Genomic DNA, 26,418 nt, shown 5'->3' with positions numbered 1-26,418 from the left:
AAATGTCAAACACGATGATTATAGGCGCAGCAATCCTTCTGGTGCTGGGGATAGTTCTATTTTTGAAAAGCTCGAAAAAGCGTGAAGAAAATGGGGAATGGAGCGGAGCATTACAATGGGGATATTTGCTGATTCTGGTAGGTGCATTTGGTGTATTGTCATACAAAATGAGTTTTACCGCAGTTTTGCTGATTTTTGTATTGTTTACCGGAATAGCCTGGATTATTCATCGTGGCCAGAAGAAAAAAAATCCGGGGCATATAGATAATAATCACTTTACTGATTACATGAGTGGTTTTTTCCCGATTATTCTGGTGGTATTTATTCTGCGCACTTTTTTAGCTGAGCCTTTTCAGATTCCATCCAGCTCTATGCGTCCGGGGCTGATTACCGGTGATTTTATTCTGGTGAATAAATTTACTTACGGTATCCGTTTGCCAATTCTGAATAATGTACTTATTCCGGTCAACAAAGTAGAGCGTGGTGATGTAATTGTATTTAATTACCCCCGAGATACACGTATAAATTATATTAAACGGGTAATCGGTTTGCCGGGTGATGTTATTACATACAAGGATAAAATCCTGTCAATCAACGGTAAAGTAATCACTGATACTGATGAGCAGAAAATTTATAATTATTCCGAACAGGTTCCTCAGTTTGGAAATATAAATATGCAGGCTCAGCAGGTAACTGAGCAGCTTGGTAATAAATCGATTCAGATACTGAAAATGCCTCAGCAACCCCCCGTTATTCTGCAAGCGGTACATACTGATTTTCCAGATCGGGAATTGTGTAACTATGAGACTGATGGCAGTGGGTTTAGTTGTACCGTTCCTGCAGGAAAATACTTCATGATGGGTGACAATCGTGACAATAGTGAAGATAGCCGTTATTGGGGATTTGTAGATGATAAGCTTGTTGTAGGTAAAGCCTTTCTGGTATGGCTGAATATGGGTGATATGAAACGAATCGGTACGAAGATTCAGTAATATCTGATACCGGGCGCAAGATTTTTCTTGCGCTTTGTTTATTTAATTATAGTTATTCATTATCAAAGACGGTTAAATGAGAAAAACTGATGTACGCCATGAAAATGCTTTGAAATATGTACAACAAAAGCTTGGCTATCAATTTAAGCAGTCTGATTTATTGCTGCAGGCTTTAACTCACCGCAGTTACAGTGCGTTACACAATGAACGTTTTGAATTTGTGGGTGATTCGATTTTAAATTATTCTGTAGCTAAAATGCTGTTTAATGCATTTCCGCGCCTGACAGAGGGTGAACTTTCACGAATGCGGGCGAATCTGGTTAATCAGGAAACACTGGCTCAGATTGCAGCTGAACTAAAAATCGGAGATGCTTTATTACTGGGTACTGGTGAGTTAAAAAGCGGTGGCTTCCGGCGGCCATCTATACTGGCCGATGCTATGGAAGCATTATTTGCCGCAGTGAGCTTTGATGCAGATTTTAATACAGCTGAGACTGTCGTAAGACATTTATACGCAGACCGCATCCGTAATATTAATCCTCAGAATAGTGGAAAAGATGCAAAAACACGTCTGCAGGAAGCTTTGCAGGCACGACATATGCCATTGCCAAAATATCGGATTGTAGATCAGATTGGTGATGTTCATGATTTACAATTTGTAGTGCAATGTGATTTAGGAGAAATCGGCTTTCAGACTGAAGCAGCCGGACACAGCCGGCGTGAAGCAGAACAACAAACCGCACAAACAGCTCTTGTTTGGTTAGAAAAGCAGTTTCCGGCAGCTAAACCTAGAAAAAATAAATAAGTTACAATATATTGAAGGTGGCATATTGTTATTAGTTATTGTCTTACAATAAAGGGGAAATAATGGGAAAAACAAAGTCAATTTCTGAAATACTGAATGAATTACCCGAGTGTGTTAGCCTGATTGCGGATAAACCGGACTATCTTGATTGCCAGAAAAAAGAAATCGGTAAAAATATTACAGCTTTTGAAGCATATAAAATGATGACATCACATCAGCCTGAATGGCTAAGAATATTATTTAAAATCAGAGATAATATAGTTAGACCTGCTGGCATACGTACTATAGAGGGATTTACCTATCTGGATGAAGAGAGGATTCAATCCGGTGAAACAAACGCAGCCCATTTTTTTACTATTACTGAAAATACTGCTGATAAACTTACTTTAGAGATTAAAGATTCTCATTTAGATGTTTGTCTTTGCCTGCGTATTACTGATAATACCCAGCAGCCGGATAAAAAAATGCTGTATCTGATCGCTTCAGTAAAAAATCATAATTTCTGGGGACGGTTATATATGATGCCAGTTAGTAAACTTCATCCGTTTATTGTAAATAAACTTTTTGAAAATATTGTTTAATCACTCTGAGGTCTTTCGTTACTTAGTATTTATAAAGTATTTGTTCAGTAAGAATGACTCCTTTTCTCTAAAATCGTTCGAATAAAACTGTATATATTCAGGTAATTTAGTAGTTTATAATTGGTATCTGCAATGTGTTATTTAGCAGAATTCATTTTATTTGTTTTGAAATAATTCAGCTTATTATCGACCATTTTATGGTTATTTGTATCATTTAAGAAAGAATGTATGTCTGAAGTATCCAGTTACAATTATCCACCTCAGTCAGAAAATTTTCGCTGCGGGTTTGTTGCAATTGTTGGCCGGCCTAATGTGGGAAAATCCACATTAATGAACCACCTTATTGGTCAGAAAATCAGTATCACCAGTAAAAAAGCTCAGACTACTCGTCATAAAGTTAATGGTATTTATACCGATAATGAAGCACAGCTGATATTTGTAGATACCCCTGGTTTTCAGACTTATCATCGCAATGCACTTAATGACCGCCTCAATCAGAATGTTACTGAGGCAGTTGCCGGTGTGGATGTTATTGTATTTGTGATTGAAGCATTGCGCTTTTCGGATGCAGACAGAGAAGTACTGCAACAATTACCTGCACATATTCCGGTAGTGCTGGTAATTAATAAGGTCGATAAGGCTAAGGCAAAAGACCAAAGTGTACTGCAGAACTTTATTGATGAAGTACAGCAGGCATATAAATTCACTCAGGTTGCTCTGGTGAGTGCAAAGCACGGACTGGGCGTGGCTCAGCTTGTGCATGTTCTCAAGCCCATGCTGCCAATAGGTATTCCGCTCTATCCTGAAGATATGGTGACAGACAAATCGGCAAGATTTCTTGCTATGGAAATTGTGCGGGAGAAACTGTTTCGTTATCTTGGTGAAGAATTACCATACGCTATGAATGTCGAAGTAGAACAGTTTACCGAGGAAGACGGACTTTACCGGATTTATATTGCAGTTCTGGTGGATAAGGAAAGCCAAAAGGGTATTTTAATTGGTAAAGGAGGGGAAAAACTGAAAAAGATATCTACTGAAGCCAGACTGGATATGGAAAAATTGTTTGAAACAAAAGTTTTTTTAAAGGTTTGGGTAAAAGTAAAATCCGGCTGGGCTGATGACATTCGCTTTTTGCGTGAATTAGGAATGTGAGGTAAGAGTCTGGCATTCCTAAACTTAATATGTATCAATTTTTATTCTGGTATCAGCATTACAGATAAATAAAATTACTATTCATAGTATGCCTGTTCATTTTGTTAATATATAATCTGATATGCTTAATGCTTATTTATCTTAAAGATAGTCTTGGCGGCTATCTAATTATCAGATAGCACAAATTAATTTATGCTTCTCAATATTCTGGATTTTGTACATAAAAACATTCAGCAGACTGTACAGGCTGGCGATACAGTCATTGATGCTACTGCTGGTAACGGGCATGATACATTGTTTCTGGCCTCTTGCGTCGGTGCCCAAGGTAAAGTAGTCGCATTTGATATACAGGCAACTGCATTAGAAGCTACCAGTAACAGACTGGCAAAAGCCGGTTATAGTGAACGGGTACAGTTAATTCATGCCGGACATGAACATCTGAGTGAGTATATTAAGAGTAAGGTTAGTGCCATCATATTTAACCTTGGATACTTACCCGGCGGAGATAAAAACTGTACAACCCAAGCCAATACCACTCTTAAGGCAATGCAAAGCGGATTAAACCTTCTTACCGATAATGGTGTATTAGCTGCAGTTTTATATCCGGGTCATGAGCAGGGAAAAATTGAAGCGGAAACAATACAAACATGGGCGCAAAGCTTACCGCAACAGCATATAGCAGTGTTGAAATATGCTTTTATTAACCGGATAAATGATGCACCTTTTGCATTAATATTGCAAAAACATTTATAAATCATAGCTATAGAAACTAAAGGGAAATAGATGAAACGTAAGGAATTTATCAATCTGGCTGCAACAGTGTTACAGAGGCTGGATGCCATTTTGCCACCATTGGCTCAGGAACCTGACTGGACGGCAGTTGCTTACCGCTGGCATAAATTAGGAAACAAGGGTATTCTGGAAAGCTTGCCGCATCCGCATACCTTTTCTCTGGACTGTCTGGCAGCTGTTGATGAGCAGCGCCGACAACTGGTACGTAATACAGAACAGTTTCTTGCCGGCAGACCGGCAAATAATGTATTAATGACAGGAGCACGTGGTACCGGAAAATCATCACTGGTTAAGGCGTTATTGCATCAGTATGCAGATCAGGGGTTGCGTCTGGTTGAGGTTGATAAAAGTGATTTGTTAACGTTACCTGCTTTACTTTCTTTACTAACCGCCAGACCGGAAAAATACATTCTGTTCTGTGATGATTTATCTTTTGAAGACGGCGATGATGCTTACAAAGCATTAAAAACTACCCTTGATGGCGGATTATCTCAGCGATGTGACAATGTACTGGTATATGCTACATCCAACCGCCGGCATTTAATGCCTGAGTATATGGCAGACAATGTGGCTCATACAGGCAATGGCGGAGAAGTTCATCCTCAGGAAGCCGTCGAAGAAAAGGTATCTTTATCGGATCGTTTTGGTTTATGGCTAAGCTTTTACCCATTTGATCAGAATGCATATTTACAGGCTGTACAGAACTGGTTGGAAGAAGCTGGTCTGAATCTGGATGAAACAGCAAGACGCGCAGCATTAAATTGGAGCCAAAGCCGTGGCAGCCGTTCAGGAAGAGTAGCATGGCAGTTCGTATGCGACTGGGCAGGAAGAAACCCACAGGATAGAATTGTATAGCTAAATCAATTGTTTGTTCTGTATTCAGTTTTCTGATTAACTGATGGGTAACCCAGTCTCAACGGAAACAAATTATGTCTGTATTATTTAGCGAACCATTAATGATTTTACTTCCCATATTGATATTTATCGGAAGTATCGGATTAATTATTTATCCTTTTTTCGCTAATAAAAAAAATCAAGTAAAGACACTATCTCGAAGATTAATGACTATCTGTATGATTGTCATCGGATTCGCGGGGGTAGTTGCAAGTGTAGCATTATTTTTTAGAAATTATACTATTGACCAGAAAATTAAAACTATAGATGTAAAAAATACGGCAGTAACAGTCTCTCCTCCTGTTAGTGGTGACAAAATTTATCTGCGAATATTCAAACAGGAAGGAATATTAGAAATATGGTATAAGCACAAAAATAATAATTATCAGCTGTACAGGACATGGGATATCTGTACATATTCAGGTGGTCTGGGACCTAAAAAAGCCGAAGGTGATGGCAAAAGTCCGGAAGGATTTTACGCAACCGAGAAAAATCTATTAAAACCAAATAGTAATTATCATCTTGCTTTTAATATCGGCTACCCGAATGCCTATGACCGCGCCCATGGATACACAGGAAGCTTTATCATGATTCATGGAAACTGCGTGTCCATCGGTTGCTATGCTATGACTGACAAGGGAATAGAACAAATCTACGCTGTTGTTAATCAAGCTATAAACAGCGGACAGAAGCGAATACCCATTCATATTTTTCCATTCAGAATGACAGCATTAAATATGCAAAAGTTTCAAAACTCAGCTTATATGCCTTTCTGGAGCGAATTGAAGCCTGCTTATGATATTTTTCAGTCTGAGCACAGAGTAGCTGATATTACTGTGCACAATAAGCATTATGTTATCAAATAAACAGAAGCAGTAAGGCAATTATCTGATATCGTGATATTTAAAATAAATATTGATTGTGTTCGCATATCTGATTGAAAAAACAGTTATTTTTTAATTTACCCAAATATAAAACGACTTTCGATATCAAATTTAATATCGGAAGTCGTTTTATATTGCTTAATAATGGATAATTTCTGCTCAAGAATAATTTATTGATTTATTTAACTATTTACCGATCTCTACAACCAAAACATTACCTGTATCTTTCAGGAAGTATTCATCCTCCTGTGGAGCTCGTAATGACATCATTTTATTATCGCCAATTTCCATTGTATCCCCTGGATTCATACTTGCTCCGCTCTGACGCAGATACGATAAAATATTACCAAACATATCGAAATAGTCAGAACCTTCATCATGGTTATTTGCTAATACAGCAAAATCAGGCAATCCAAATACATCAGCACCGTAAGTGCGCATCCAGACGCCTTTAACGTCTTCTAAAATATATTTAACAAATCCGCAGAAAAATAGCGGTAAACAATCGCATAAACTCTGTGCACTGTCTTCATCACTAAGTAAGTTACTTAAAACATTTGCAGGGAGTGAAGAATGGGCGTTTTCATTAATAACTGCTAATGCATTAAATTCTTCAAAACACGCAGCCAGACGGGATAAAGCCAGGTATTGTTGTATTACATCTTCATCATGTCCTGTATAGTACAAAATTACATGACTATCATTTTTACGAACTTGATTTTTGATATCTTCACTATAATGTGCTGGCTCAACACAAGTTTCCAATGCATCAGCAGGAAAAGGCGCATTGAATCCGATCAGTTTAACTATATGTTTTCCCCAGCTTATCAAAGCAAAAACGCCTTGTTCAAGCTCTCCGGCAGGAGTTTCGTATTTGACATTTATTATTGAAGAATCCAGATATTTTAATTTATCTAATAATTTATCTTTATCTAAATTAAGAGAGCCTTTAAATACAACACTTAATCCTATTGATTGTTTAGTATTTGTATTTTCACCTACCGTAGTATCTGTATCTTTAGATTTTTTCCCAAATAAACGAGCAAACAGTGACATTTAAATTCCTATTCTTATTAAGTTAATTGCCTGTCAAAAATTTATTTAACATAACATTTCAAAGAATAATTTATTTTTAGATTAAAAATCTGAATTTAAATCAACAAACAATTAATCACCAAATTCTTAGTGATAGCAATTTACGCAATAGAATAGAAATACATTTGAAAATATATATCTTAATTATCAAATAAATCAGACTGAATTTTCGGCGGGGCAATCTGTACGCTACGTTCACCGCAAGCAAAGCGAATATTAAGATACTGGCCGGTTTTTAATTTGTTGGCATCGCGGATTACCTGCCCGCGCTGATTAGTGACCACGCTATAACCTCTGGCGAGAATCTGTAGAGGAGAGACTGCCTGTAACACAGATGTCTGCTGCTGCAGCCGTTGTTGCGCGCGCATAAAAATATTTTGCCAAATTTGATGTAATTGTTGTTTCCGATATTCAAGTGCCTGTAGTGCATGAATAGTTTGTGGTCGTGTATTTTCCAGACTGCGTTGTTGCTGTATTAGATTTTGCCGATGCTGCCTGATCTGACGCTGCATGCCAATTTGTAACAGACGTGCTAAATCCCTTAGTTGCTGCTGCTGTTGCTGCCAGTTTTGCTGCGGGTGCTTTAATTGACGAGCAAGCCAGTCTAGTTTTTGTGAAGCATCATAATAACGTTGTTCCAGTAATTGGTGTATACGCTTTTGCCATTGAGTAACACTATGTCTTAATTGTGCCATATCAGGGCTAACCAGTTCGGCAGCTGCTGTCGGTGTCGGGGCGCGAACATCTGCGGCAAAATCGGTCAGGGTAAAGTCAGTTTCATGACCAACACCGCTCACAGTGGGAATTGTGCTGTCAGCTACAGTTCGTACGACGATTTCTTCATTATAAGACCACAAATCCTCAATACTGCCGCCTCCACGGCAAATTATCAGTACATCAGCCAGTGCCTGCTGATTGGCACTGGTAATAGCAGCAGCAATCTGACGTTCACTCCCTGCACCCTGTACAGCTGTCGGATAAATAATCACACGGATACCACTATGACGCCGGCGCAGGGTTGTTACAACATCGCGTAAAGCTGCTGCGGCCAGACTGGTCACTACACCGACCACTTTAGGATGAACAGGTAGCGGACGTTTGCGTTCCTTTGAAAATAAACCTTCGGCAGTTAACTGCTGTTTCAGCCGCTCATAAGCTTCATATAACTGTCCCAATCCTTTGTGGCGCACTGCATTAATGGTAATCTGAAATTCACCTCGTGCTTCGTAAATACTGATTTTTCCGGCTACTTCTATATGATCACCTTCCTGTAAGGGCTGGCTCAGCTGCTGTGCCACACCTTTAAACAGTACACATCTGACTTGTGCACGGGCATCTTTTAAAGAAAAATAGAAATGACCGCTGGCTGCACGGGTAAGATTAGAAACTTCACCGCCAACCCATAAATCAATCAGATTGTCTTCAAGCAATTGGCGGGCATAAGCATTGAGTTCAGATACACTTAAAGCAGCCGGAGCAAAGAAATCAGACATAATGGATACCATATTCAGAGCGGTTTTATTCTGTAGATATTATACGGCGTTTTTTTATCATAGTTCAGTTCTGCATATACAGCGTGGTATAGTGCAGCTTTGTAATTAATAGGCAGAGTTATGGGCTGGTTAGCCGGTTTAATACAAAGGCACTGGCAGCATCCACGTATAGTGCTGGTATTGTTACTGTGGCCGCTTGCACGATTATTTCAAAGTATTGCTTTGTTACGGTGCTGGCTGTACAAATCGGGCATTTTGCCGACTAAAAAACTGCCTTGTCCGGTAGTGGTAATCGGTAACATTCATGTTGGCGGTGTTGGTAAAACACCTTTAGTCGCTGCGCTGGTACAGACCTTACAGCAGCGGCAGATAAGGGTAGGTATCATTAGCCGTGGTTATGGACGTTTAAGTAAAGAAACGGTTATTCTGAATGCCCAATCTACCGCGGCAGAAGCCGGAGATGAACCATTAATGCTGTATCAGCAAACTCAGGCACCGGTTGCAGTTGCTTCTACTCGTGAAGCTGCCGGCAGAGCATTGTTAAATGCATATCCGGATTTGCAGCTTTTATTAAGTGATGATGGTTTACAACATTACGCACTTTGCCGGGATATGGAAGTTATAGTATTTCCGGCCGCAGATATCGGAAAAAAACTGGATATATTGCCTAATGGCCCATTACGCGAACCCGCTGAGCGCTTACAGGGAGCAGATGCGGTAGTATTCAGTCAGGGCGATGCGAATTCTGTTCAGCAGGCACAGCAACTAAATTTAATAAAAACACAATGGTGTGGTTTCAGTCAGTTGAACTATGGCGATTTCTATAGTTTAAATCAGCCGCAAAAGACTGCAAAAGCCCATGAATTTTCAGAAAAAAAATGCGCGGCAATTGCAGGTATCGGACAACCGCAACGTTTTTTTCAGGCATTACAGATATTGGGTATTCATCTGAAAGAAACCATTGCGCTGAATGATCACGCAACTATTCAACCCGAAGACTGGCCTGATGCAGAAATAATATTTATTACAGAAAAAGATGCAGTCAAATTGAAAAAACCTTTGCAATATAATATTTGGGTCTTACCACTTTCAGCACAAATCTGCCCGGATTTAGCTGAATTGATTCAGTTAAAATTAGGCTTAGACCGTACTAAATAAAATAAATACTTTTCTGCAATGAAAAAGATGCCATAGACTCCGGCTGCTGGTAAAATTTCAATAAATTGTCAGTATATCGTTGGTAGACGATACAAACTGACTACGATTTCAGGTTCTGTATTAAGCAGCCTCTATATTGCCATTTTAATATATGGTAAAGTCATTCAAAGACGATATTTATAAATTATTAACTGGTATTACTGCATTCAGGAAACCTGCTAAATCAACAACCATAAACTTCGCTTGCCACCTTTGCGAAACTAAGGATTAAAAATGAATCAAAAATATCTGGATATACTGGTATGCCCCGAGTGTAAAGGAAAACTGCAATGGCATGCACAGCAGCAGGAACTGTGGTGTAAAGCATCACGGCTGGCTTATCCGGTAAAAGATGGTATTCCCTATATGCTGGTAAATGAAGCTCGTAATTTAACTGATGAAGAATGTACGGCGACACATGAGTAATTTTGTTGTTCTGATTCCGGCACGGCTATCCTCCAGTCGTTTACCCAATAAGGCTTTAGCTGATATACATGGTAAACCGATGGTAGTGAGGGTAGCTGAGCGTGCACTTGCCAGCAAAGCCGGAAGAGTAGTTGTGGCAACAGATCATACTGATATTCAGACTGCATGTCAGGTTCATGGAATTGAAGCTGTTTTAACAGCTCCGGAGCATGAGAGCGGTACAACTCGTCTGGCTGAAGCAGCCGGCATTCTGAATCTCGCTGGAGAAGACTGTGTTGTAAATGTTCAGGGTGATGAACCTTTGATTGAACCTGAGCTGATTAATGCTGTAGCTGAACAATTACAGCAAAGTTCAGCACCAATGGCCACAGCAGCACATCTATTAACTGATTACACAGATTTTACAGATGCCAATTGTGTTAAAGTTGTATTAAACAACAAAAATAATGCCTTGTACTTTAGCCGTGCGGCCATTCCATGGCCGCGTGAATTAATGCGCAGCGGCGCTGAGGTCATGCCGGCAGATATTCCGGTATATCGTCATATTGGCATTTATGGTTATCGGGTACAGTTTTTGCACCAATATGCAGATTTGACTCCATCACCATTAGAACAGGCTGAATCACTTGAGCAGCTGCGCGTACTGTGGCATGGTTACAATATTGCGGTACAAATTACACCGCATGCTCCGGCTGCAGGTGTGGATACAGCTGCGGATCTTGAGCGTGTACGCACGAACTGGACAGAAGTAAAAAAATAAATATTAGTAATAATATTAAATCAAATCACAGATATATTCAGGAGTTGAAATGAAAGTTTTATTATTAGGTGCACCGGGTGCCGGAAAAGGCACACAGGCACAGTTTATTACTGCTGCGTTTAACATACCGCAGATTTCTACCGGGGACATGCTGCGTGCAGCAGTAAAAGCCAGCACACCTTTGGGCATTGAAGCCAAAAAAATTATGGATGCGGGCGGGCTGGTTCGTGACGATATTATTATAGGTCTGGTAAAAGAGCGTATTGCCCAGCCGGATTGTGCTAATGGTTTCTTATTTGATGGTTTCCCGCGTACACTGGCTCAGGCTGAAGCAATGGAAAAAGCGGGCGTGCATCTGGATGCTGTAGTAGAGATTGCCGTACCCGATGATGTCATTATTGAACGCTTGTCCGGTCGCCGTGTCCATCTTGCTTCAGGCAGAACTTATCATCTGGTTTACAATCCGCCAAAAGTTAACAATATAGATGATGAAACTGGTGAACCACTGATTCAGCGTGATGATGATCAGGAAGAAACCATCAAAAAACGTTTACAGGTTTATCACGAGCAAACAGAAGTACTGATTGATTTCTATGGTAAACAGAATGATGCCAATGCACCGGACTATATTCGTGTAGACGGAACCCAACCGGTAGAAGCAGTAAAAACTCAGGTTCTGGCCGCCTTAAAACTTTGATGGCTGAATCCGGCTGTCTGTTCTCATAAGATTACAGACAGCTTTTTGCTGTATGACAAATGATAAACAGTATTTCAGAATAAAGCCGGATTGTATATCCGGTTTCGGAGCATGGTATGAAAGTTACCAAAACCGTATTGACTGTATTACTTCTTGGTGTTTGTGCTTGTGCACTGGCACGCAGAGAAACTTTATATAACGAGCATTATATTGGACCTGATGAAAATCAGCCTTGGGAAGAGCAGGCTGTACCTATGCCAGCGTATCCTGCCGGTAATGAGCAATGGGCAGATATTTATATCAGCCAGACATATCAGGGTCAGCCAAAATTAATGCTGAACAGTATTCAAATCAATACAGACCATACTATCCATTATATTCTGAACCAGCAATCAGATCAGGGGATTAATAACCTTACTGCTGAAGCTATTCACTGCCCGACACGGCGCATGAAGGTGTTCGGATATGGTGACGATGTGAATAAACGCTGGATACAGCCGCGCAATAGTCAATGGAAAGTAATCGGTACCAGCCTGAATCAACTGGATAAAGTGCGTTCGGTGCTGTATCAGACTTTCTGCGAAGACGGATTACCCCGTAATCAGCAAGAGTTAATTAAACGTATTACCACACGTGCCATGCGTTAGTAGGATATATCGTGGAATGGCTCAGTGACTCTCATATCTGGTGGTTATTAATTATCGGATTCAGTGCCGGTTTAATGGATGCGGCTGTCGGTGGTGGCGGGTTGTTACAGATCCCCGGGCTGTTTGGCGCATTACCACAGAAAACCATCACACCGGTTGTTCTAGGGGTAAATAAATTTGCTTCCGCCTGTGGTACTTTAGTAGCAGCTGTGCAATATACCCGCCGTATACCGGTTCCATGGGCAATGCTGTTACCTGCTGCTGTACTTGCATTTGCTTTTTCATACATGGGTGCTCATGTTGTGGAATATCTGCCCACAGCGTGGATGAAACCGTCCATTCTGGTTATTTTAATCATTATGGCGATTTATACCTTTTTGAAAAAGGATCTGGGTCAGGTTCAGCGCCAAAGCCAGCTGACCCGACGTGAGTATATTATCGGACTGTTAATGGGTGCCTTAATCGGTTTATATGACGGTATATTCGGTCCCGGTACAGGCAGCTTACTGGCTTTTATATTTGTTCGCTTTTTTGCTTTTGACTTTATTACCGCAACAGCATCTTCTAAAGTTATTAATCTCACAACAAATTTTGCCGCACTGATATTTTTTATTCCACATCAGTATGTCGTATGGCATTGGGCAATTCCACTGGCTATTGCCAATCTGAGCGGAGGGATCATCGGTGCTAGATTAGCAATGCGTGGCGGCAGCAAATTATTGCGTAAAGGTTTTATTATTCTTCTGTGTATTATGATTGGTAAATTTGGCTACGATTTACTGTAATTTATGATTGCAGCAGCATTGGTTTATACCTGGCTGCGCTTACGCCGGAAAAAATCCTGTAATAATTGGGTAGATTCATTAGCCAGAACACCACCAATGATTGCAGTGTGTTTATTTAACTGCTGATTAGTAAATAAATTAATCACACTGCCGGCTGCCCCGGTTTTTGTTTCACAAGCTCCATAAATTACCCTTCTGATTCGTGCTTGTATTAATGCACTTGCACACATAGCGCACGGTTCCAGAGTAATATAAACATCACAATTTTCCAGACGGTAATTTCCCAATGCTTTACTGGCTGCCGTTAATGCCTGAATTTCTGCATGATGACTAATATTACAATCAGCGATACAGCGATTGTAGCCATAGCCAACCAGAGTGTTTTCACAGACAACAACAGCACCAACCGGCACTTCATTCAGTATATAAGCCTGACGCGCTGCATCCAGAGCCTGATGCATCCATTGCTGCATAACTTTTTCAGACGGAAAGACAGCTACTGGCGGGTGCAGTTTAAGCTGCTTGCGCCAGTAATCTTTTTCTTCATATGTAAAAGACTGAACTAAGCGATCTTCCACTAGAGCAATAAATTGCCACAAAAGACTGTCTGTACAGCCTGTACTCATACTTTTAAATTGTAAAAACGCAGTTAACGCTCCGCGAAGATGTAAATCTTCTAAGCAATGTATATTAAGTTGTTTAAGAATAGCTATGGTTTTAGGTGCCAGCGGAGGCGTTGTTAACGGCGTGCTCATAAGTAAAGTGCAAATTTATTGTATTGTATCTTACTATAAATACAGGTTTGTGACATTTGGAATTTTTATGTAATAAATAATAGAATTATCACTCTACTGTACAAACGAGCTTAAATAACACTGAGTTGCTAAGCTTCGTTAATATTACCAGACATGCTATTGTGTGTTTGCTCGGAAATTGCCTGTACAATAGCTGCCCGGTGTATCTCATCACTATAATCCTCACATTGTTCGGGACTGATACCCAATTTAATAAATAAAGCATTATCTTTTTCAACTTGAGGATTAGATGTGGTAAGCAATTTATCTCCATAAAATATAGAGTTTGCTCCTGCTAAAAAAGCCAGTGCCTGCATTTGCTCATTCATTTGTTCCCGTCCTGCGGATAATCGCACATGTGATTTAGGCATCATAATACGGGCAACAGCAAGCATTCTGATGAAATCAAACGGTTCAATATCCTGTTCATTCGCTAAAGGCGTACCTTTAACCTTGACCAGATTGTTGATGGGAACACTTTCCGGATGTTCATCTAAATTAGCCAGTTGAATTAATAAACTGGCTCTGTCTTTTAGAGATTCACCCATTCCAAGAATTCCGCCTGAGCAAATTTTAATGCCTGCTTCTCGGACATAAGCCAATGTTTGCAAACGCTCCGCATAGGTACGGGTGGTAATGATGTTTCCGTAAAATTCGGGTGAAGTATCTAAATTATGATTATAGAAATCTAACCCGGCCTCAGATAAAGCATGAGCCTGATCTTGTGACAATTTGCCCAGAGTCATACAGGTTTCCATGCCCAGTGCTTTAACACCTTTTACCATCTCCAGAACATACGGCATATCTCTGGCAGTAGGATGCTTCCAGGCAGCGCCCATACAGAAACGTGTTGAACCGATTGCTTTTGCAGCCTTGGCTTTTTCAATTACTTTTTGAACTTCAAGCAATTTTTCTTTTTCCAGACCGGTATCGTAATGGACTGACTGGGGGCAATATTTACAGTCTTCCGGACAAGCACCAGTTTTTATGGATAGTAAAGTTGAAATTTGCACTTTATTGGCATCAAAAAATTGTCGGTGTATTGTTTGTGCTTTAAATATCAGATCATTAAATGGCAGTTGAAATAATTTGATAACCTCTGGTAGGGACCAATCATGACGAATAATGCTTAGCGACATAAAAATTTCCTTTAAATAACAGGCATAAAATTTACATTTCATGATAATACTTAACTTAATAATGTCAATTTCTCCGTAAATCAAGTTTATATTTAAACGAATTAAAATCTAATTTTTTACTGCATAAGTAAAGTGTATGATTACTATCTGGCTAGAAGCTCAGATAATTTTTGAAAAAGGGAATTTAATATGCAATGTTGTGTAATTATTACTGGTCATAGTCGGGGGTTAGGACGGGCTCTGACAGAATATTACCTGACCAAAGAAGTTAAAGTTGTCGGTCTATCACGGCATGGCTGGGATAATCCGCCGGAAAAATTACTGGAATATTCAATTGATTTTTCTGATGCTGATGCTATGGCGACATTAATCCGGTCAGCCAGCTGGCAAAGTGGTCTTGAAAATAAAAATGAAATTATTCTGATAAACAACGCTGGTATGGTAGAGCCGAATTCAATAATAGGCCAGCAGGATTGTGATGCAATTATTAAAGCAGTAACTGTAAATATTACTGCACCATTACTATTAACTAATGCGGTGATTGCCGCTGCTCCGAAAGCTGAAATTCGCATTGCGCATATCAGTAGTGGTGCCGGACGGCATCCGGTAGCAGGCTGGAGCGTATATGGAGCTACTAAGGCGGCACTGGATCAGCACGCAGCAGTAGTAGCGGCTGAACAACATCCGCATGTACGTATTGCCAGTATTGCTCCCGGTATTGTTGATACCAATATGCAGCAAAATATCCGTTCTGCCGATGCTGATAAATTTCCCCTGGTACAAAATTTTATTGGCTTAAAGGATAAAAATCAGTTGCAAAGTGCTGAAGATACTGCAAAAACAATTGCGGATATGATTGCTGCAGATGATTATGGCCGGCAAATTCTGCGCGATGTACGGGAACAGAACGGGGTTTGATATAATAAGCCCTTTTTGCTTTGGCTGATAACTATATGACCGGTATTACTTACCAGCAACAATTATCTGATAAACAGCACTATCTAGAGCAACTATTTGCAGACTGTGCTTTTCCGCCAATACAGATTTTCACTTCTCCGGCTTCTCATTACCGGATGCGTGCGGAATTTCGTATCTGGCATGAAGGAGACAGCTGTAGTTATGCTATGTTTACCCCTGGAGAAAAAGCCAGTTCCGGTAATGTATGTAAAATACGTGATTTTGCCATAGCTCATGAAAATATTAACTCATTGATGCCTGTTTTACTGAGCAAAATACAGGCCAGAGAAGAGTTAAAAACACGCTTATTTCAAGTTGAATTTTTAACAACACTGGCTGGCGATACGCTGGTTACTCTGATTTATCATAAAAAACTGGATGATGTCTGGGCTCAGTCAGCTAAATCGCTGGCCACCGAACTGAACATTCAGATCTTGGGACGCAGCCGTGGGCAGAAGGTAGTTCTGGAACGCGATTATGTTATTGAACGCTTAAAAGTTCATAATGAAATCTTTGAGTATAAACAGTTTGAAGGTGGTTTTACTCAGCCGAATGCAGAAGTTTGTCAGTCGATGCTGGGTTGGGCTGTTGATGTTGCTCAATCGATCAATGGTGGAGATCTACTGGAGCTTTATTGTGGTAATGGTAATTTTACTTTGCCGCTGTCCCGCCAATTTCACAAAGTTCTGGCTACAGAAGTATCAAAAACTTCTGTACAGGCAGCGCATTGGAATATTGAAAATAATCATATCAATAATATTGCATTAGCACGACTTTCGGCAGAAGAATTTACAGAAGCATTTACAGGCATCCGAACTTTCCGGCGATTGGCCAGCGAGCAGATTAATCTGGCTGATTATCAGTTCAGTACGGTTTTTGTGGACCCTCCGAGAGCCGGTATTGATCATGACACTCTTAAGTTGTTACAGAAATTTGATAACATTATTTATGTATCCTGTAATCCGGTCACTTTGCACGAAAATCTGCAAACATTATTAGCTACTCATAGCGTTAAACAGGCCGCCATGTTTGATCAGTTTCCTTTCACACCGCATATCGAATCTGGTGTCTGGCTAAAGAGACGCTGATTAAATTTAATTTATAAATAGTACTTTGCCTAAAGGATAAAAAACTGCCTGATAAATTTTATCAGGCAGTTTTTTATCAAAAGAATAAATTAATTTTTCTCTTCAGTCTGAACTTTTTGACGTAAACGCAGGCCAAGCTCACGCAATTGTTTTTCGTCAACATGATTTGGTGCATCTACCAGTAAATCCTGCGAACGCTGAGTTTTCGGGAATGCGATAACATCACGAATGGAATCAGCACCAGCCATCAGGGTTACCAGTCGGTCCAGACCAAACGCCAGACCTCCATGCGGAGGAGCACCGAATTTCAGGTTGTTCAGCAGAAAACCGAATTTATTCTGTTGCTCTTCTGGAGTGATTTTCAGTGCAGCAAATACTTTCTCTTGAATATCTGCACGATGAATACGAATAGAGCCTCCACCGATTTCCCAGCCATTTAGCACCATATCATAAGCACGGGCAATACACTGATCCGGTGCAGATACCAGTAAATCCTCATGACCGGCCTTAGGTGCAGTAAAAGGATGATGCATAGCAGACCAGCGTTGTTCTTCTTCATCATATTCGAACATCGGGAAATCAACTACCCATAATGGACGCCATTCGTCAGCAAAATAGCCGTTAGCAGCACCATGCTCGTGACCGATTTTAACGCGCAGTGCGCCAATAGCTTCGTTAACCACTTTGGCTTTATCAGCACCGAAGAAAATGATATCGCCATTTTGTGCGCCGGTTTTCTCAATAATAGACTGCAAAGCACGATCAGAAAGGAATTTCACAATCGGAGATTGCAAACCGCTATCTTCTGTATTATTTACTTTGCTAATGTCATTTACTTTGATATACGCCAGACCTTTTGCACCATAAATACCAACAAATTCTGTATAGGTATCTATTTCCTTGCGGCTCAGGCTGGCACCATTAGGTACACGCAAGGCAACAACACGGCCGTTTTTCATATCGGCGGCCGCACGAAATACTTTAAACTCTTCCGTTTTCATCAAATCGGTTAATTCGGTAAATTGCAGATTTACGCGCAAATCCGGTTTATCCGAACCATACAGGAACATAGCTTCATGCCAGCTCATGCGCGGGAAAACAGGTAAATCTACAGCCAGAGCTTCCTGAAAAACCAGCTTAACCATGTTTTCAGTGATATCCATGATTTCGTTTTCACTTAAAAACGAAGTTTCAAGGTCTATCTGAGTAAATTCCGGCTGACGGTCAGCACGCAGGTCTTCATCACGGAAACATTTTACAATCTGGTAATAGCGGTCAAATCCTGCCACCATCAGTAGCTGTTTGAATAGCTGCGGAGACTGCGGTAACGCAAAGAATTCACCTGGAAATACACGGCTGGGTACGAGATAGTCCCGTGCACCTTCAGGAGTAGAGCGGGTTAACATCGGTGTTTCGATATCTATAAATCCCTGACTGTCCAGATATCGGCGAACAGCCATAGCAACACGATAGCGCAGTCGTAGATTATTTTGCATAACCGGACGACGCAAATCAATTACGCGGTTAGTCAGACGTACATTTTCACTGATGCTTTCGTCATCAATTAAAAATGGTGGGGTGGCAGCAGTATTGAGTATGTCAATTTCTTTGGCTAATAGTTCAATACCGCCGGAAATCATTTTATCGTTTTTGGTACCTTCAGGACGTGCACGTACACGACCGGTAATACTTAGTACATATTCGTTACGGGCAGAGTCAGCCAGAGTAAAAGCTTCAGGTGTATCCGGGTCAATTACTACCTGTACGATACCTTCCCGGTCGCGCAGGTCAATGAATATTACACCGCCGTGATCGCGGCGGCGATGTACCCAGCCTTTTACGGTAACAGTCTGGTCGAGATATTGCTCATTAATTAAGCCACAATAGTTGGTTCGCATTTTGATGCCTTTGTTACTATGATTACGGTTAATTGTGTCATTCAGGATTATCATTTCCGGCCAATCATGCATTAATGCGGTTTGGCTGGTTTGTGTAAAGAGAAAATAGCCTGTAATGACTGGTTGTGCGGTGGTTCATCCGGCTGCACCATACCCAGTGAAATAACATATTTCAGTGCATCATCCACGCTCATATCAATTTCGCGGACATCTTTACTGTTAACCATAATATAGTAACCACCTGTCGGATTAGGTGTAGTGGGCACATATACTGAAATATAATTATCTGACGAAGCTTCTTCAGAATGGTGCGGTAAAGCGGATGCTAGTTTATCCGGTATGTGACCTGATACGAATCCAATAGTCCAGATATCCGGCTGAGGAAAGGGTACCAATACGGGCGTTTTAAACGACTGCCGGGAATCTGACAATAGAGATTCAGAAACTTTTTTGACTCCGGAATAAATACTTTTTACGACAGGAATGCGCCCCCACAACGCATCCCAGGCAGCGAATATTCTGCGTCCGAGCATATTTGCTGCCAGTAAACCAGTGAAAAATACAACAATGATAGCAAACAGTAAGCCTAAACCATGAATCTTGAATCCCAATATTGCCTGTGGCTGCCAGTGAGCAGGCAGAATGTTGACAAGCTGATCTGCCATGCCAATGATATAGCTGATTACCCAGATTGTTACAATAATAGGTAACCATACCAGCACGCCAGTGAGCATGTATTTCTTTAATGATTTTTTCAGTTTTCCGCCCTCGGCAGGCTGTTGTGCCATAGTGTGATTAAGTCCTTTTAATTAAAGCCGGCTTAAAATTATCAAACTTTATATTATACCCATATTTGTTTGTTTTCACAGCGGCATTACTGAGATTAATTAAATTTAATTCAACAGTACAGATACTGAAAATTCAGATTGGCAAAATAACTGTATATTTTAAAAATAACATATTGGAATTTCATTTTATCAGGATTTAACCATTTTAATAGGACTGAATAAAACCCGTTAATTGAGTATTAAATTTTTCATCTACCTGATTTAATTTTATGTATGATTATCTGTCCTGTTATTATCATCTCAGATTTCTATAAATCTAGTATTAAAAAAGCTTTACGGCCAAAAAATTACAATAACATTTTTAAATTAATTCAGTATAATGTGGTTATGATAATTACAAATAAATATTTATCTGAAATTAACAGCAGCTTGTATGTCAAAAACTCTCGTAGTCAGTGGATGGTTACCGTGGTGGGTATTGGGTGTTTGCGGTTCTTATCTGCTGCCATCACCAGCGATTTTACCGTGGATATATGCTTTTTTTATTTTGTTAGTCTTCGCATTTTTTACGCGCTGGCTGGTTTTTTTGTTTGGTTGTGCTTTATGCGCCGGAATAATATTTGCATTATGGCGCACGGATAATTTATTACAAAATCAATGGCCGCTTACTGATAAAGCAAGTGTGCAAAATATTACGCTTACTGTAAGCGATATCCCTCAATATGAACAGCAACGCAGTCGTTTTGTGGCACAGGTTAAATTACCAGATGGACGGCAGCAGCAATGGCTACTGACAGATTATTCAAAACAACAATGGACAGCTGGCAGCCGATGGCAAATAAAAGCAAAAGTTCGTGCCATAATCGGTGAAGCTAATAAGGTTGGTTTCAATCGTGAAGCATGGGCACTGGCTAATCATATCAGCGCTCAGGCTACAGTGGTAAAAGGTCAACGCAAAGCACTTCCGGCTGTGTCCGGCTGGAAGGAAAAGCTCACAAGCTGGCGAATTTGGTGCGGCGGCCGATGGGAAGCACAATCTCAGATATATCCGCAGGGCGTAGCATTAATAAAGGCGCTTACAGTCGGTGAACAGTCTGCATTACCGGCTGAGGCATGGCAGGTATTCCGTCCTTTGGGTTTAAATCATCTGGTCAGTATTTCCGGCTTACATGTAGGGATGTTAGCCATGCTTGCTGCATGGTTGTGCAGCAAATGCTTACAATATCTTCCTTTTCAGATTTCACAACCATGGATACTGACACGCGGAGCAGCGGTAATTACTGCGATTGTATACAGTGCTCTGGCCGGATTTGCCGTGCCGACCCAGCGAAGTATGCTAATGATTATCATTCTGGCGCTGACGTGGCGGCGGGGGTATTTGCGAGCATTTCAAATTTGGTGGCTGACGATAGCACTTGTATTGCTGTTTGATCCTCTGGCCGTTCTTAGTGTTGGTTTCTGGCTTTCTTTTTTGTTAGTTGCTGTTCTGATGTGGGCAGGAGAAGGTGTAAATCATACAATTAAATTGTTTCAGTTAATGCAGGCACAGTGGGCTGCCGGACTTGCTTCAGTTGTATTGGTAGCTTTCTGTTTTGGTTCGGTACCTGTCATGTCGCCATTGGTAAATGCTCTGGCCATTCCGTGGTTCACACTGGTTCTGGTACCAATAGCATTATTATCAATGATTGTTCCGTTAGATTTTTTGCGTACTTTTGCTGCATATCTTACCGAACAAACTATGCAGATATTGAACACAATAGCCAAATATGCCCCGGAATATTATCCCGCACATGCGCCATTGGCTATGTGGGTATTGGCGATGCTGTCTGTTTTAATTATGTTGCTGCCCCGAGGCTGGCATCTTCGTCCGCTATGCCTGCTAATTTTATTGTTAATGCTCAGTTACCAGCCGCCACGTCCTGCTCAGGGTGAAGCATTAGTTAGAGTATGGGACGTCGGGCAAGGTCTGGCTGTAAACATTAGTACGGCCGGGCATGAATTATTATTTGATACGGGTACAGCATACGCTGCGCAATCGGTGTTATTACCTAATTTACGCGCAGCCGGTATCAGGCAACTTGATACGCTAGTACTCTCACATAATGATGCTGATCATGACGGCGGTGTTGTACTGATTAAAAAGCAGCTGCAACCTAAAAAAATCATCGCCGGACAAATCAGTGCATATCAGTTTCCTGTCCACCCATGTACAGCCGGTGCTAACTGGCAGTGGGACAATGTCTGGTTTGAATTTCTTAATCAGCCAGTGGCAACTAATAAAAAAGGAAAAAATGATTATAGCTGTGTTTTAAGAGTAGTCAGTGCTGATAAAGCCGTGTTGATAACCGGCGATTTAGGTAAAAAAGGCGAGCAGACCTTGCTAAAAGCTTATGGGGATAAATTGTTCAGCCAGATTTTAGTTTTAGGTCATCATGGCAGCCGTTATTCAAGTGATGCTGCTTTTATCCAAACAGTTGCCCCTCAATATGCCGTGGCCAGTGCAGGCTTTGCTAATCCTTACGGTCATCCGCATATTCAGGTGCAAGCATTGCTGGCACAGGAAAATATTAGTCTTTTACGAACAGACCGGATGGGAGGAATACAGTCAATTTTATCAGAACGAAATTTAAGCTGGCAGCCATTACAGGTTTATAAACCATACTGGCAACGAAAACCGATGAAACAAACATCAAGGCTATAACAATTAAATGCCATAATGTCCTAGTGTATAATTATAAGAATCTGAAAGTAATCGGATAAAAGGAATCTGTATGTATTGGCGGAAAATTTGCTATTTAGGCATAGTCGTTTTAGCATTGGCTGCTTGTGCTACACCTGAACAAAAAGCTGCCCGTCAGGCCGAGCGTGCAGCGGCAGAAAAGGCTGCACAGCAAAAACTGCAACTGGATCTGGCTGCACAGTGTGATACCCGGACTGCTGAATTAATGCAGCAACAAATGCAAAACCCGACATTTTTATCTGATCCTGCCAATGCCAAATTAGCAGAAGAATACCGGCAAAAAGTTAATTTGCCTATTTTTCAGAGTTGTTACAAGCTGGCATGGAATAATTATATTAACAAAATTAAATTGCAGCAGGCACAGAACTGGGCAATGCAGCGCAGATGGGATGATGATATGGACTGGATGATGTTCCGCCCGCGCTGGTGCCGAGGGGTTCATAACGGACGCTCATACGTTTATCGTTGCTGACATCCCGTTAATGAGCAATATAAAACAGGCAGGTACAGGCTGCCTGTTGTGCTATTAATCTATTTTACTGGCTTAATACATCTACACCTTTAGGCGGTGTAAATTTGAACTGATTGCGATTAAACTGCGGATGAGTATTAAGCTGACTGAAAGTAATATTGGTCAGATTACCAAAACTGTCTTTCAGCTGCATATTGGCCAGATTGTCACCACGAAAACCAATACGAATATTCTGATAGCCTGTATCGCTTCGTTTTGGAATGGCCCGAACATAATCAATGCCATTACTGCTGCCATCATCTGACAAGGTATAATTGGCATTCAACGCTAATTTATTCGAAAGAATAGCTGCCGGAGAATCGCCAATGGTCTGATTCTGAGAGCGCTTGGTTACCTGAGCTAAGTCCTGATCATATAACCAGACAGTTTTACCATCACCAACAATAGTTTGCTTATATGGCTGTGTATATTCCCAGCGGAAAAGTCCCGGGCGCTGAATGGAAAATGTTCCTGAAGTAGTTTGAGTACGCTTTTTACTGTGAACAGTCTGACTAAACTGACCGGAAATACCATCTGTATCGGAATTGAATTTTTGCAGAGTATCAAGACCTCCGGCATAGGCCAGAGTTAAATTGACAGTCATAAAGCCGGTTAGTATTGCTTTACTCAAAATTCGCATTAATTACTCCTTTGATGAACTACTAAAGGATATTTTAGCTGCTCCTGAACAAAGATGAAACTAAATTAAGCTATTAATCTCTGTTTGTATAATTACAAAATAAATGAATAATGACAATAGTCTTAACAAATAAGGAATTTGAAAATATCTGGCGAATATATCAATCAATGATGGTATAGGGATTTCTTATTAGTTTACATAAAATTTCTAAGAATTTTCAGAAAATAAATTTGCTAATGAAAAAGCCTTAAGTGAAAAGCTCTTTCATCAGCAATATTGGTGCATTTAATGTTTAGCAGCCTGCTCAAAACGGGCTAAATTCTGTTTAGCCTGTTGAAGCTTTGATGTATTTTCGTTTAATTTATTTTGTAATTCAGCAGTTTTTTCTGTATCTCCTTTAGCCTGAGCCTTGGCTAGTTTACGCTGTGTTTCACTGATTTTGCTGTCTAATTTATTAATTTTCTGAGTGTATTTTTGTCGTAAATCATCATTTGAGCAATTTTGAATGATGTCTGCTTTTTGTGCATTCAGCCGGTTAATTTGCTTTTGATTATGGTTAGCCTGTGCATATTGCATTTGTTTTTCAATCTGTTGCTGTTTTTCTTTACAGGTTTGCCAATTATGATCAGCTAGTGCAGGAATGGAAACTGCTAAAGTCAAAGTTAAAAGAACAGCTTTTGTTGTGCGTGAATAATACATTTTAATCCTTTTATATATTAATAAATTGATATTGTAATTCATAATAGCTGATTAAAACCATTAAATTGTTAAATCATATTAAATCGCGGTTTATTTAGCAGCGACAGGACATGTATACTCAATCATAATTTTGCCATAACGTAACTTCTATATATGTCTATTGTCTTATTACTCGAATCTGCTTTGTTAAGTTGCCAGCCTGAGGAAAAATGTACGCTAAGTTTAACTGCACAGCAACTGTGCTCAGATACACCTGCGAATAGTCTGAGAAGGGATGAAACAGGTGAAATAAAAGATTTTCGTCTGGCCGGACATCCACCGAAACCTGAGTTAGTGCCTCCCTCCAGAGTTACAAACAGAAATTTAACTACTATAGAAGGTTATGCAGCTTTGTTGCATGCAGTTTGTCATATTGAATTTAATGCAATCAATCTGGCTTTAGACGCAGCCTACCGATTCAGATTGTTACCGGAAGAGTTCACTCGTGACTGGGTACGGATTGCTGCTGAAGAAGCAAAACACTTTCAGCTTATGCGTCAGCGTTTGCAAGCAACCGGATATGATTATGGTGATTTTTCAGCTCATAATCATTTATGGGATATGGCTTATAAAACTGCATTTGATCCATTACTGCGCATGGCTTTAGTACCCAGAGTACTGGAAGCACGAGGGCTGGATGTAACACCCGGAATGCGTAAGAAATTTGCTCAAAAAGGGGATGATGAAACTTGTGCTGTATTGGATATTATCTATCGTGAAGAAGTAGGGCATGTACGTGCGGGAAATTACTGGTATCAGTATTTATGTAAACAGCGCGGACTTGAGCCACTGACATTATTTCGTCGCTTACTCAGTCGTTATGATTTATTTATTTTTCGCGGCTATGTTAATCTGGAAGCACGGGAACAAGCCGGTTTTTCTAGTTTTGAACTGGAAATGCTGGAAAATTTTGAGCAAAACCGCCAGACAGATATACACAACTGGCGGCAGGCTTTACAAAATTAAAAACAGCATATAGCCAGCACTGACTATATGCTTATCTGTAAATTTATTTCATCGCACTGCATAAAGCATTTACATTATAACGGAACATATCAATGTATGTAGCTGCCGGAGCACCTTTGCTCAGTGCATCAGAATAAAGACGACCAGATATTTTGGTTTGAGTCTCGCTGGCAATACGCTGAACCATCTTCGGATTTTTTATGTTTTCCATAAATATAGCTTTAATATGATCGCGCCGGATCTGGCTGATAATAGCGGCAACCTGACGGGCAGAAGGCTCTGCTTCGGTGCTCATACCTTGTGGCGCAATAAATTCAATCCGGTAACGTTTTGCCATATAACCGAAAGCATCATGTCCGGTTAACACTTTTCGTTTTTCTGCAGGCACTGCATTAAACATTTTGCTTGCCCAGTTATTCAATCCGGCAAGTTGTTGCTGATATGCAGTCAGACGCTGCTGATAATAGGCTTTACCTTGCGGATCCACACTTATCAGAGCATTAGCAATGTTGCGTGCATATATTTGCATGAGAACAGGGTCATTCCAGACATGCGGATCGGTATGCTGATGATGTCCGTGACCGTCATCAGCCAGCATTAACGGCTTAATGTTCTGAGTAACAGTAAACAAAGGTACTCGGCTTTGCTGAGCGGCACGTTGCAAAGCAAGAGGTTCAAGCCCCAGTCCATTAAGCAAAATCAGTTTAGCAGTACGCATGTCACGTAAATCTTTACTTACTAACTGATACATATGCGCATCCTGATCAGTACCAATCAGGCTTCGTACCTGTACTCGTTCACCGCCGATTTGCCGTGTAACATCTCCCAGAATACTAAAGCTTGTGATTACCGGTAATGGTGCTGCATGAATTATGCTGGCTAAACCAGTCAGAAATAAAGTTAACAGACAGATAAACAGACCACGTTTCATCAACTAATATCCTAAAATGAGTTTACTG

27 protein-coding genes are annotated in these 26,418 nt (G+C 40.5%); 18 read left to right on the top strand and 9 right to left on the bottom strand.

Annotated elements, in window-relative coordinates; all coding sequences use genetic code 11:
* Window positions 1-2 precede the first annotated feature (2 nt).
* The 7 genes from lepB to SALWKB2_RS05780 all read left to right on the top strand — a co-directional run bounded on the left by lepB (window position 3) and on the right by SALWKB2_RS05780 (window position 6,082).
* Window positions 3-992: a signal peptidase I gene (gene lepB, locus SALWKB2_RS05810; protein WP_025330739.1), complete on the top strand. Its 990-nt coding sequence runs from the start codon at window positions 3-5 to the stop codon at window positions 990-992.
* Window positions 993-1,068: 76 nt separating this feature from the next.
* A complete protein-coding gene (rnc, locus tag SALWKB2_RS05805) occupies window positions 1,069-1,797 on the top strand; it encodes a ribonuclease III (protein WP_038648857.1) in 729 nt (242 codons plus the stop codon).
* A gap of 62 nt (window positions 1,798-1,859) precedes the next feature.
* Window positions 1,860-2,378 carry a DUF2867 domain-containing protein gene (locus SALWKB2_RS05800; RefSeq protein ID WP_025330738.1) on the top strand — a complete coding sequence of 173 codons (519 nt, stop codon included), beginning with the start codon at window positions 1,860-1,862 and terminating at the stop codon, window positions 2,376-2,378.
* Between the two features lie 228 nt (window positions 2,379-2,606).
* A complete protein-coding gene (gene era, locus SALWKB2_RS05795) occupies window positions 2,607-3,530 on the top strand; it encodes a GTPase Era (protein ID WP_025330737.1) in 924 nt (307 codons plus the stop codon).
* A 192-nt stretch (window positions 3,531-3,722) separates the two neighbouring features.
* On the top strand, window positions 3,723-4,283 hold the full coding sequence (locus SALWKB2_RS05790) for a class I SAM-dependent methyltransferase (RefSeq protein ID WP_025330736.1): 561 nt from the start codon (window positions 3,723-3,725) through the stop codon (window positions 4,281-4,283).
* 30 nt (window positions 4,284-4,313) lie between these two features.
* Window positions 4,314-5,177 (top strand): ATP-binding protein, encoded by an 864-nt coding sequence (locus tag SALWKB2_RS05785; RefSeq protein ID WP_025330735.1) that lies wholly within the window; start codon window positions 4,314-4,316, stop codon window positions 5,175-5,177.
* Window positions 5,178-5,251: 74 nt separating this feature from the next.
* Window positions 5,252-6,082 (top strand): L,D-transpeptidase family protein, encoded by an 831-nt coding sequence (locus SALWKB2_RS05780; protein ID WP_099048787.1) that lies wholly within the window; start codon window positions 5,252-5,254, stop codon window positions 6,080-6,082.
* Window positions 6,083-6,286: 204 nt separating this feature from the next.
* Here SALWKB2_RS05780 and SALWKB2_RS05775 read toward each other — a convergent pair whose 3' ends face one another.
* Complete coding sequence (locus SALWKB2_RS05775) at window positions 6,287-7,156, bottom strand: DUF4261 domain-containing protein (RefSeq protein ID WP_025330733.1); 870 nt, start codon at window positions 7,154-7,156, stop codon at window positions 6,287-6,289.
* Between the two features lie 179 nt (window positions 7,157-7,335).
* A complete protein-coding gene (xseA, locus tag SALWKB2_RS05770) occupies window positions 7,336-8,688 on the bottom strand; it encodes an exodeoxyribonuclease VII large subunit (protein WP_025330732.1) in 1,353 nt (450 codons plus the stop codon).
* Window positions 8,689-8,808: 120 nt separating this feature from the next.
* Here xseA and lpxK point away from each other — a divergent pair, with 120 nt between their 5' ends.
* From lpxK to SALWKB2_RS05740, 6 genes are all read left to right on the top strand, one after another.
* A complete protein-coding gene (lpxK, locus tag SALWKB2_RS05765; RefSeq protein ID WP_025330731.1) occupies window positions 8,809-9,846 on the top strand; it encodes a tetraacyldisaccharide 4'-kinase in 1,038 nt (345 codons plus the stop codon).
* Window positions 9,847-10,119: 273 nt separating this feature from the next.
* Complete coding sequence (locus SALWKB2_RS05760; protein WP_025330730.1) at window positions 10,120-10,311, top strand: Trm112 family protein; 192 nt, start codon at window positions 10,120-10,122, stop codon at window positions 10,309-10,311.
* Window positions 10,304-11,071, top strand: a complete 768-nt coding sequence (gene kdsB, locus SALWKB2_RS05755) for a 3-deoxy-manno-octulosonate cytidylyltransferase (RefSeq protein ID WP_025330729.1) — start codon at window positions 10,304-10,306, stop codon at window positions 11,069-11,071. Before SALWKB2_RS05760 ends, kdsB begins: the two co-directional genes overlap by 8 nt.
* A gap of 49 nt (window positions 11,072-11,120) precedes the next feature.
* A complete protein-coding gene (gene adk / locus SALWKB2_RS05750; RefSeq protein ID WP_025330728.1) occupies window positions 11,121-11,768 on the top strand; it encodes an adenylate kinase in 648 nt (215 codons plus the stop codon).
* A 116-nt stretch (window positions 11,769-11,884) separates the two neighbouring features.
* Complete coding sequence (locus SALWKB2_RS05745) at window positions 11,885-12,415, top strand: CNP1-like family protein (RefSeq protein WP_025330727.1); 531 nt, start codon at window positions 11,885-11,887, stop codon at window positions 12,413-12,415.
* Between the two features lie 8 nt (window positions 12,416-12,423).
* On the top strand, window positions 12,424-13,200 hold the full coding sequence (locus tag SALWKB2_RS05740) for a sulfite exporter TauE/SafE family protein (RefSeq protein ID WP_025330726.1): 777 nt from the start codon (window positions 12,424-12,426) through the stop codon (window positions 13,198-13,200).
* A 23-nt stretch (window positions 13,201-13,223) separates the two neighbouring features.
* On the opposite strand, the gene tadA is transcribed toward SALWKB2_RS05740, so the two are convergent.
* Window positions 13,224-13,955, bottom strand: a complete 732-nt coding sequence (tadA, locus tag SALWKB2_RS05735) for a tRNA adenosine(34) deaminase TadA (RefSeq protein ID WP_025330725.1) — start codon at window positions 13,953-13,955, stop codon at window positions 13,224-13,226.
* A 128-nt stretch (window positions 13,956-14,083) separates the two neighbouring features.
* Complete coding sequence (bioB, locus tag SALWKB2_RS05730) at window positions 14,084-15,133, bottom strand: biotin synthase BioB (protein WP_025330724.1); 1,050 nt, start codon at window positions 15,131-15,133, stop codon at window positions 14,084-14,086.
* Between the two features lie 189 nt (window positions 15,134-15,322).
* Here bioB and SALWKB2_RS05725 point away from each other — a divergent pair, with 189 nt between their 5' ends.
* Window positions 15,323-16,051, top strand: coding sequence for an SDR family NAD(P)-dependent oxidoreductase (locus SALWKB2_RS05725; RefSeq protein WP_025330723.1), 729 nt, complete (start codon window positions 15,323-15,325; stop codon window positions 16,049-16,051).
* A 35-nt stretch (window positions 16,052-16,086) separates the two neighbouring features.
* A complete protein-coding gene (gene trmA / locus SALWKB2_RS05720; protein WP_025330722.1) occupies window positions 16,087-17,178 on the top strand; it encodes a tRNA (uridine(54)-C5)-methyltransferase TrmA in 1,092 nt (363 codons plus the stop codon).
* Window positions 17,179-17,267: 89 nt separating this feature from the next.
* Here trmA and aspS read toward each other — a convergent pair whose 3' ends face one another.
* On the bottom strand, window positions 17,268-19,076 hold the full coding sequence (gene aspS / locus SALWKB2_RS05715; protein WP_025330721.1) for an aspartate--tRNA ligase: 1,809 nt from the start codon (window positions 19,074-19,076) through the stop codon (window positions 17,268-17,270).
* A gap of 71 nt (window positions 19,077-19,147) precedes the next feature.
* Window positions 19,148-19,864 (bottom strand): DUF502 domain-containing protein, encoded by a 717-nt coding sequence (locus SALWKB2_RS05710; protein WP_025330720.1) that lies wholly within the window; start codon window positions 19,862-19,864, stop codon window positions 19,148-19,150.
* Window positions 19,865-20,297: 433 nt separating this feature from the next.
* Between SALWKB2_RS05710 and SALWKB2_RS05705 the strand changes: the two genes are divergently transcribed.
* Window positions 20,298-22,565, top strand: a complete 2,268-nt coding sequence (locus SALWKB2_RS05705) for a DNA internalization-related competence protein ComEC/Rec2 (protein ID WP_025330719.1) — start codon at window positions 20,298-20,300, stop codon at window positions 22,563-22,565.
* Between the two features lie 70 nt (window positions 22,566-22,635).
* Complete coding sequence (locus SALWKB2_RS05700) at window positions 22,636-23,076, top strand: hypothetical protein (protein WP_025330718.1); 441 nt, start codon at window positions 22,636-22,638, stop codon at window positions 23,074-23,076.
* 64 nt (window positions 23,077-23,140) lie between these two features.
* Here SALWKB2_RS05700 and lolA read toward each other — a convergent pair whose 3' ends face one another.
* Complete coding sequence (gene lolA, locus SALWKB2_RS05695; protein WP_025330717.1) at window positions 23,141-23,755, bottom strand: outer membrane lipoprotein chaperone LolA; 615 nt, start codon at window positions 23,753-23,755, stop codon at window positions 23,141-23,143.
* A 285-nt stretch (window positions 23,756-24,040) separates the two neighbouring features.
* Window positions 24,041-24,454 carry a DUF1090 domain-containing protein gene (locus tag SALWKB2_RS05690; protein ID WP_025330716.1) on the bottom strand — a complete coding sequence of 138 codons (414 nt, stop codon included), beginning with the start codon at window positions 24,452-24,454 and terminating at the stop codon, window positions 24,041-24,043.
* Between the two features lie 153 nt (window positions 24,455-24,607).
* Between SALWKB2_RS05690 and SALWKB2_RS05685 the strand changes: the two genes are divergently transcribed.
* Window positions 24,608-25,459 (top strand): ferritin-like domain-containing protein, encoded by an 852-nt coding sequence (locus SALWKB2_RS05685; protein ID WP_025330715.1) that lies wholly within the window; start codon window positions 24,608-24,610, stop codon window positions 25,457-25,459.
* 43 nt (window positions 25,460-25,502) lie between these two features.
* Here SALWKB2_RS05685 and SALWKB2_RS05680 read toward each other — a convergent pair whose 3' ends face one another.
* Window positions 25,503-26,390 (bottom strand): metal ABC transporter substrate-binding protein, encoded by an 888-nt coding sequence (locus SALWKB2_RS05680; protein WP_025330714.1) that lies wholly within the window; start codon window positions 26,388-26,390, stop codon window positions 25,503-25,505.
* Window positions 26,391-26,418 lie beyond the last annotated feature (28 nt).

Source organism: Snodgrassella alvi wkB2, from assembly GCF_000600005.1.
Classification (GTDB): Bacteria; Pseudomonadota; Gammaproteobacteria; order Burkholderiales; family Neisseriaceae; genus Snodgrassella; species Snodgrassella alvi.
This window is presented reverse-complemented; position numbering and strand designations above follow the sequence as displayed.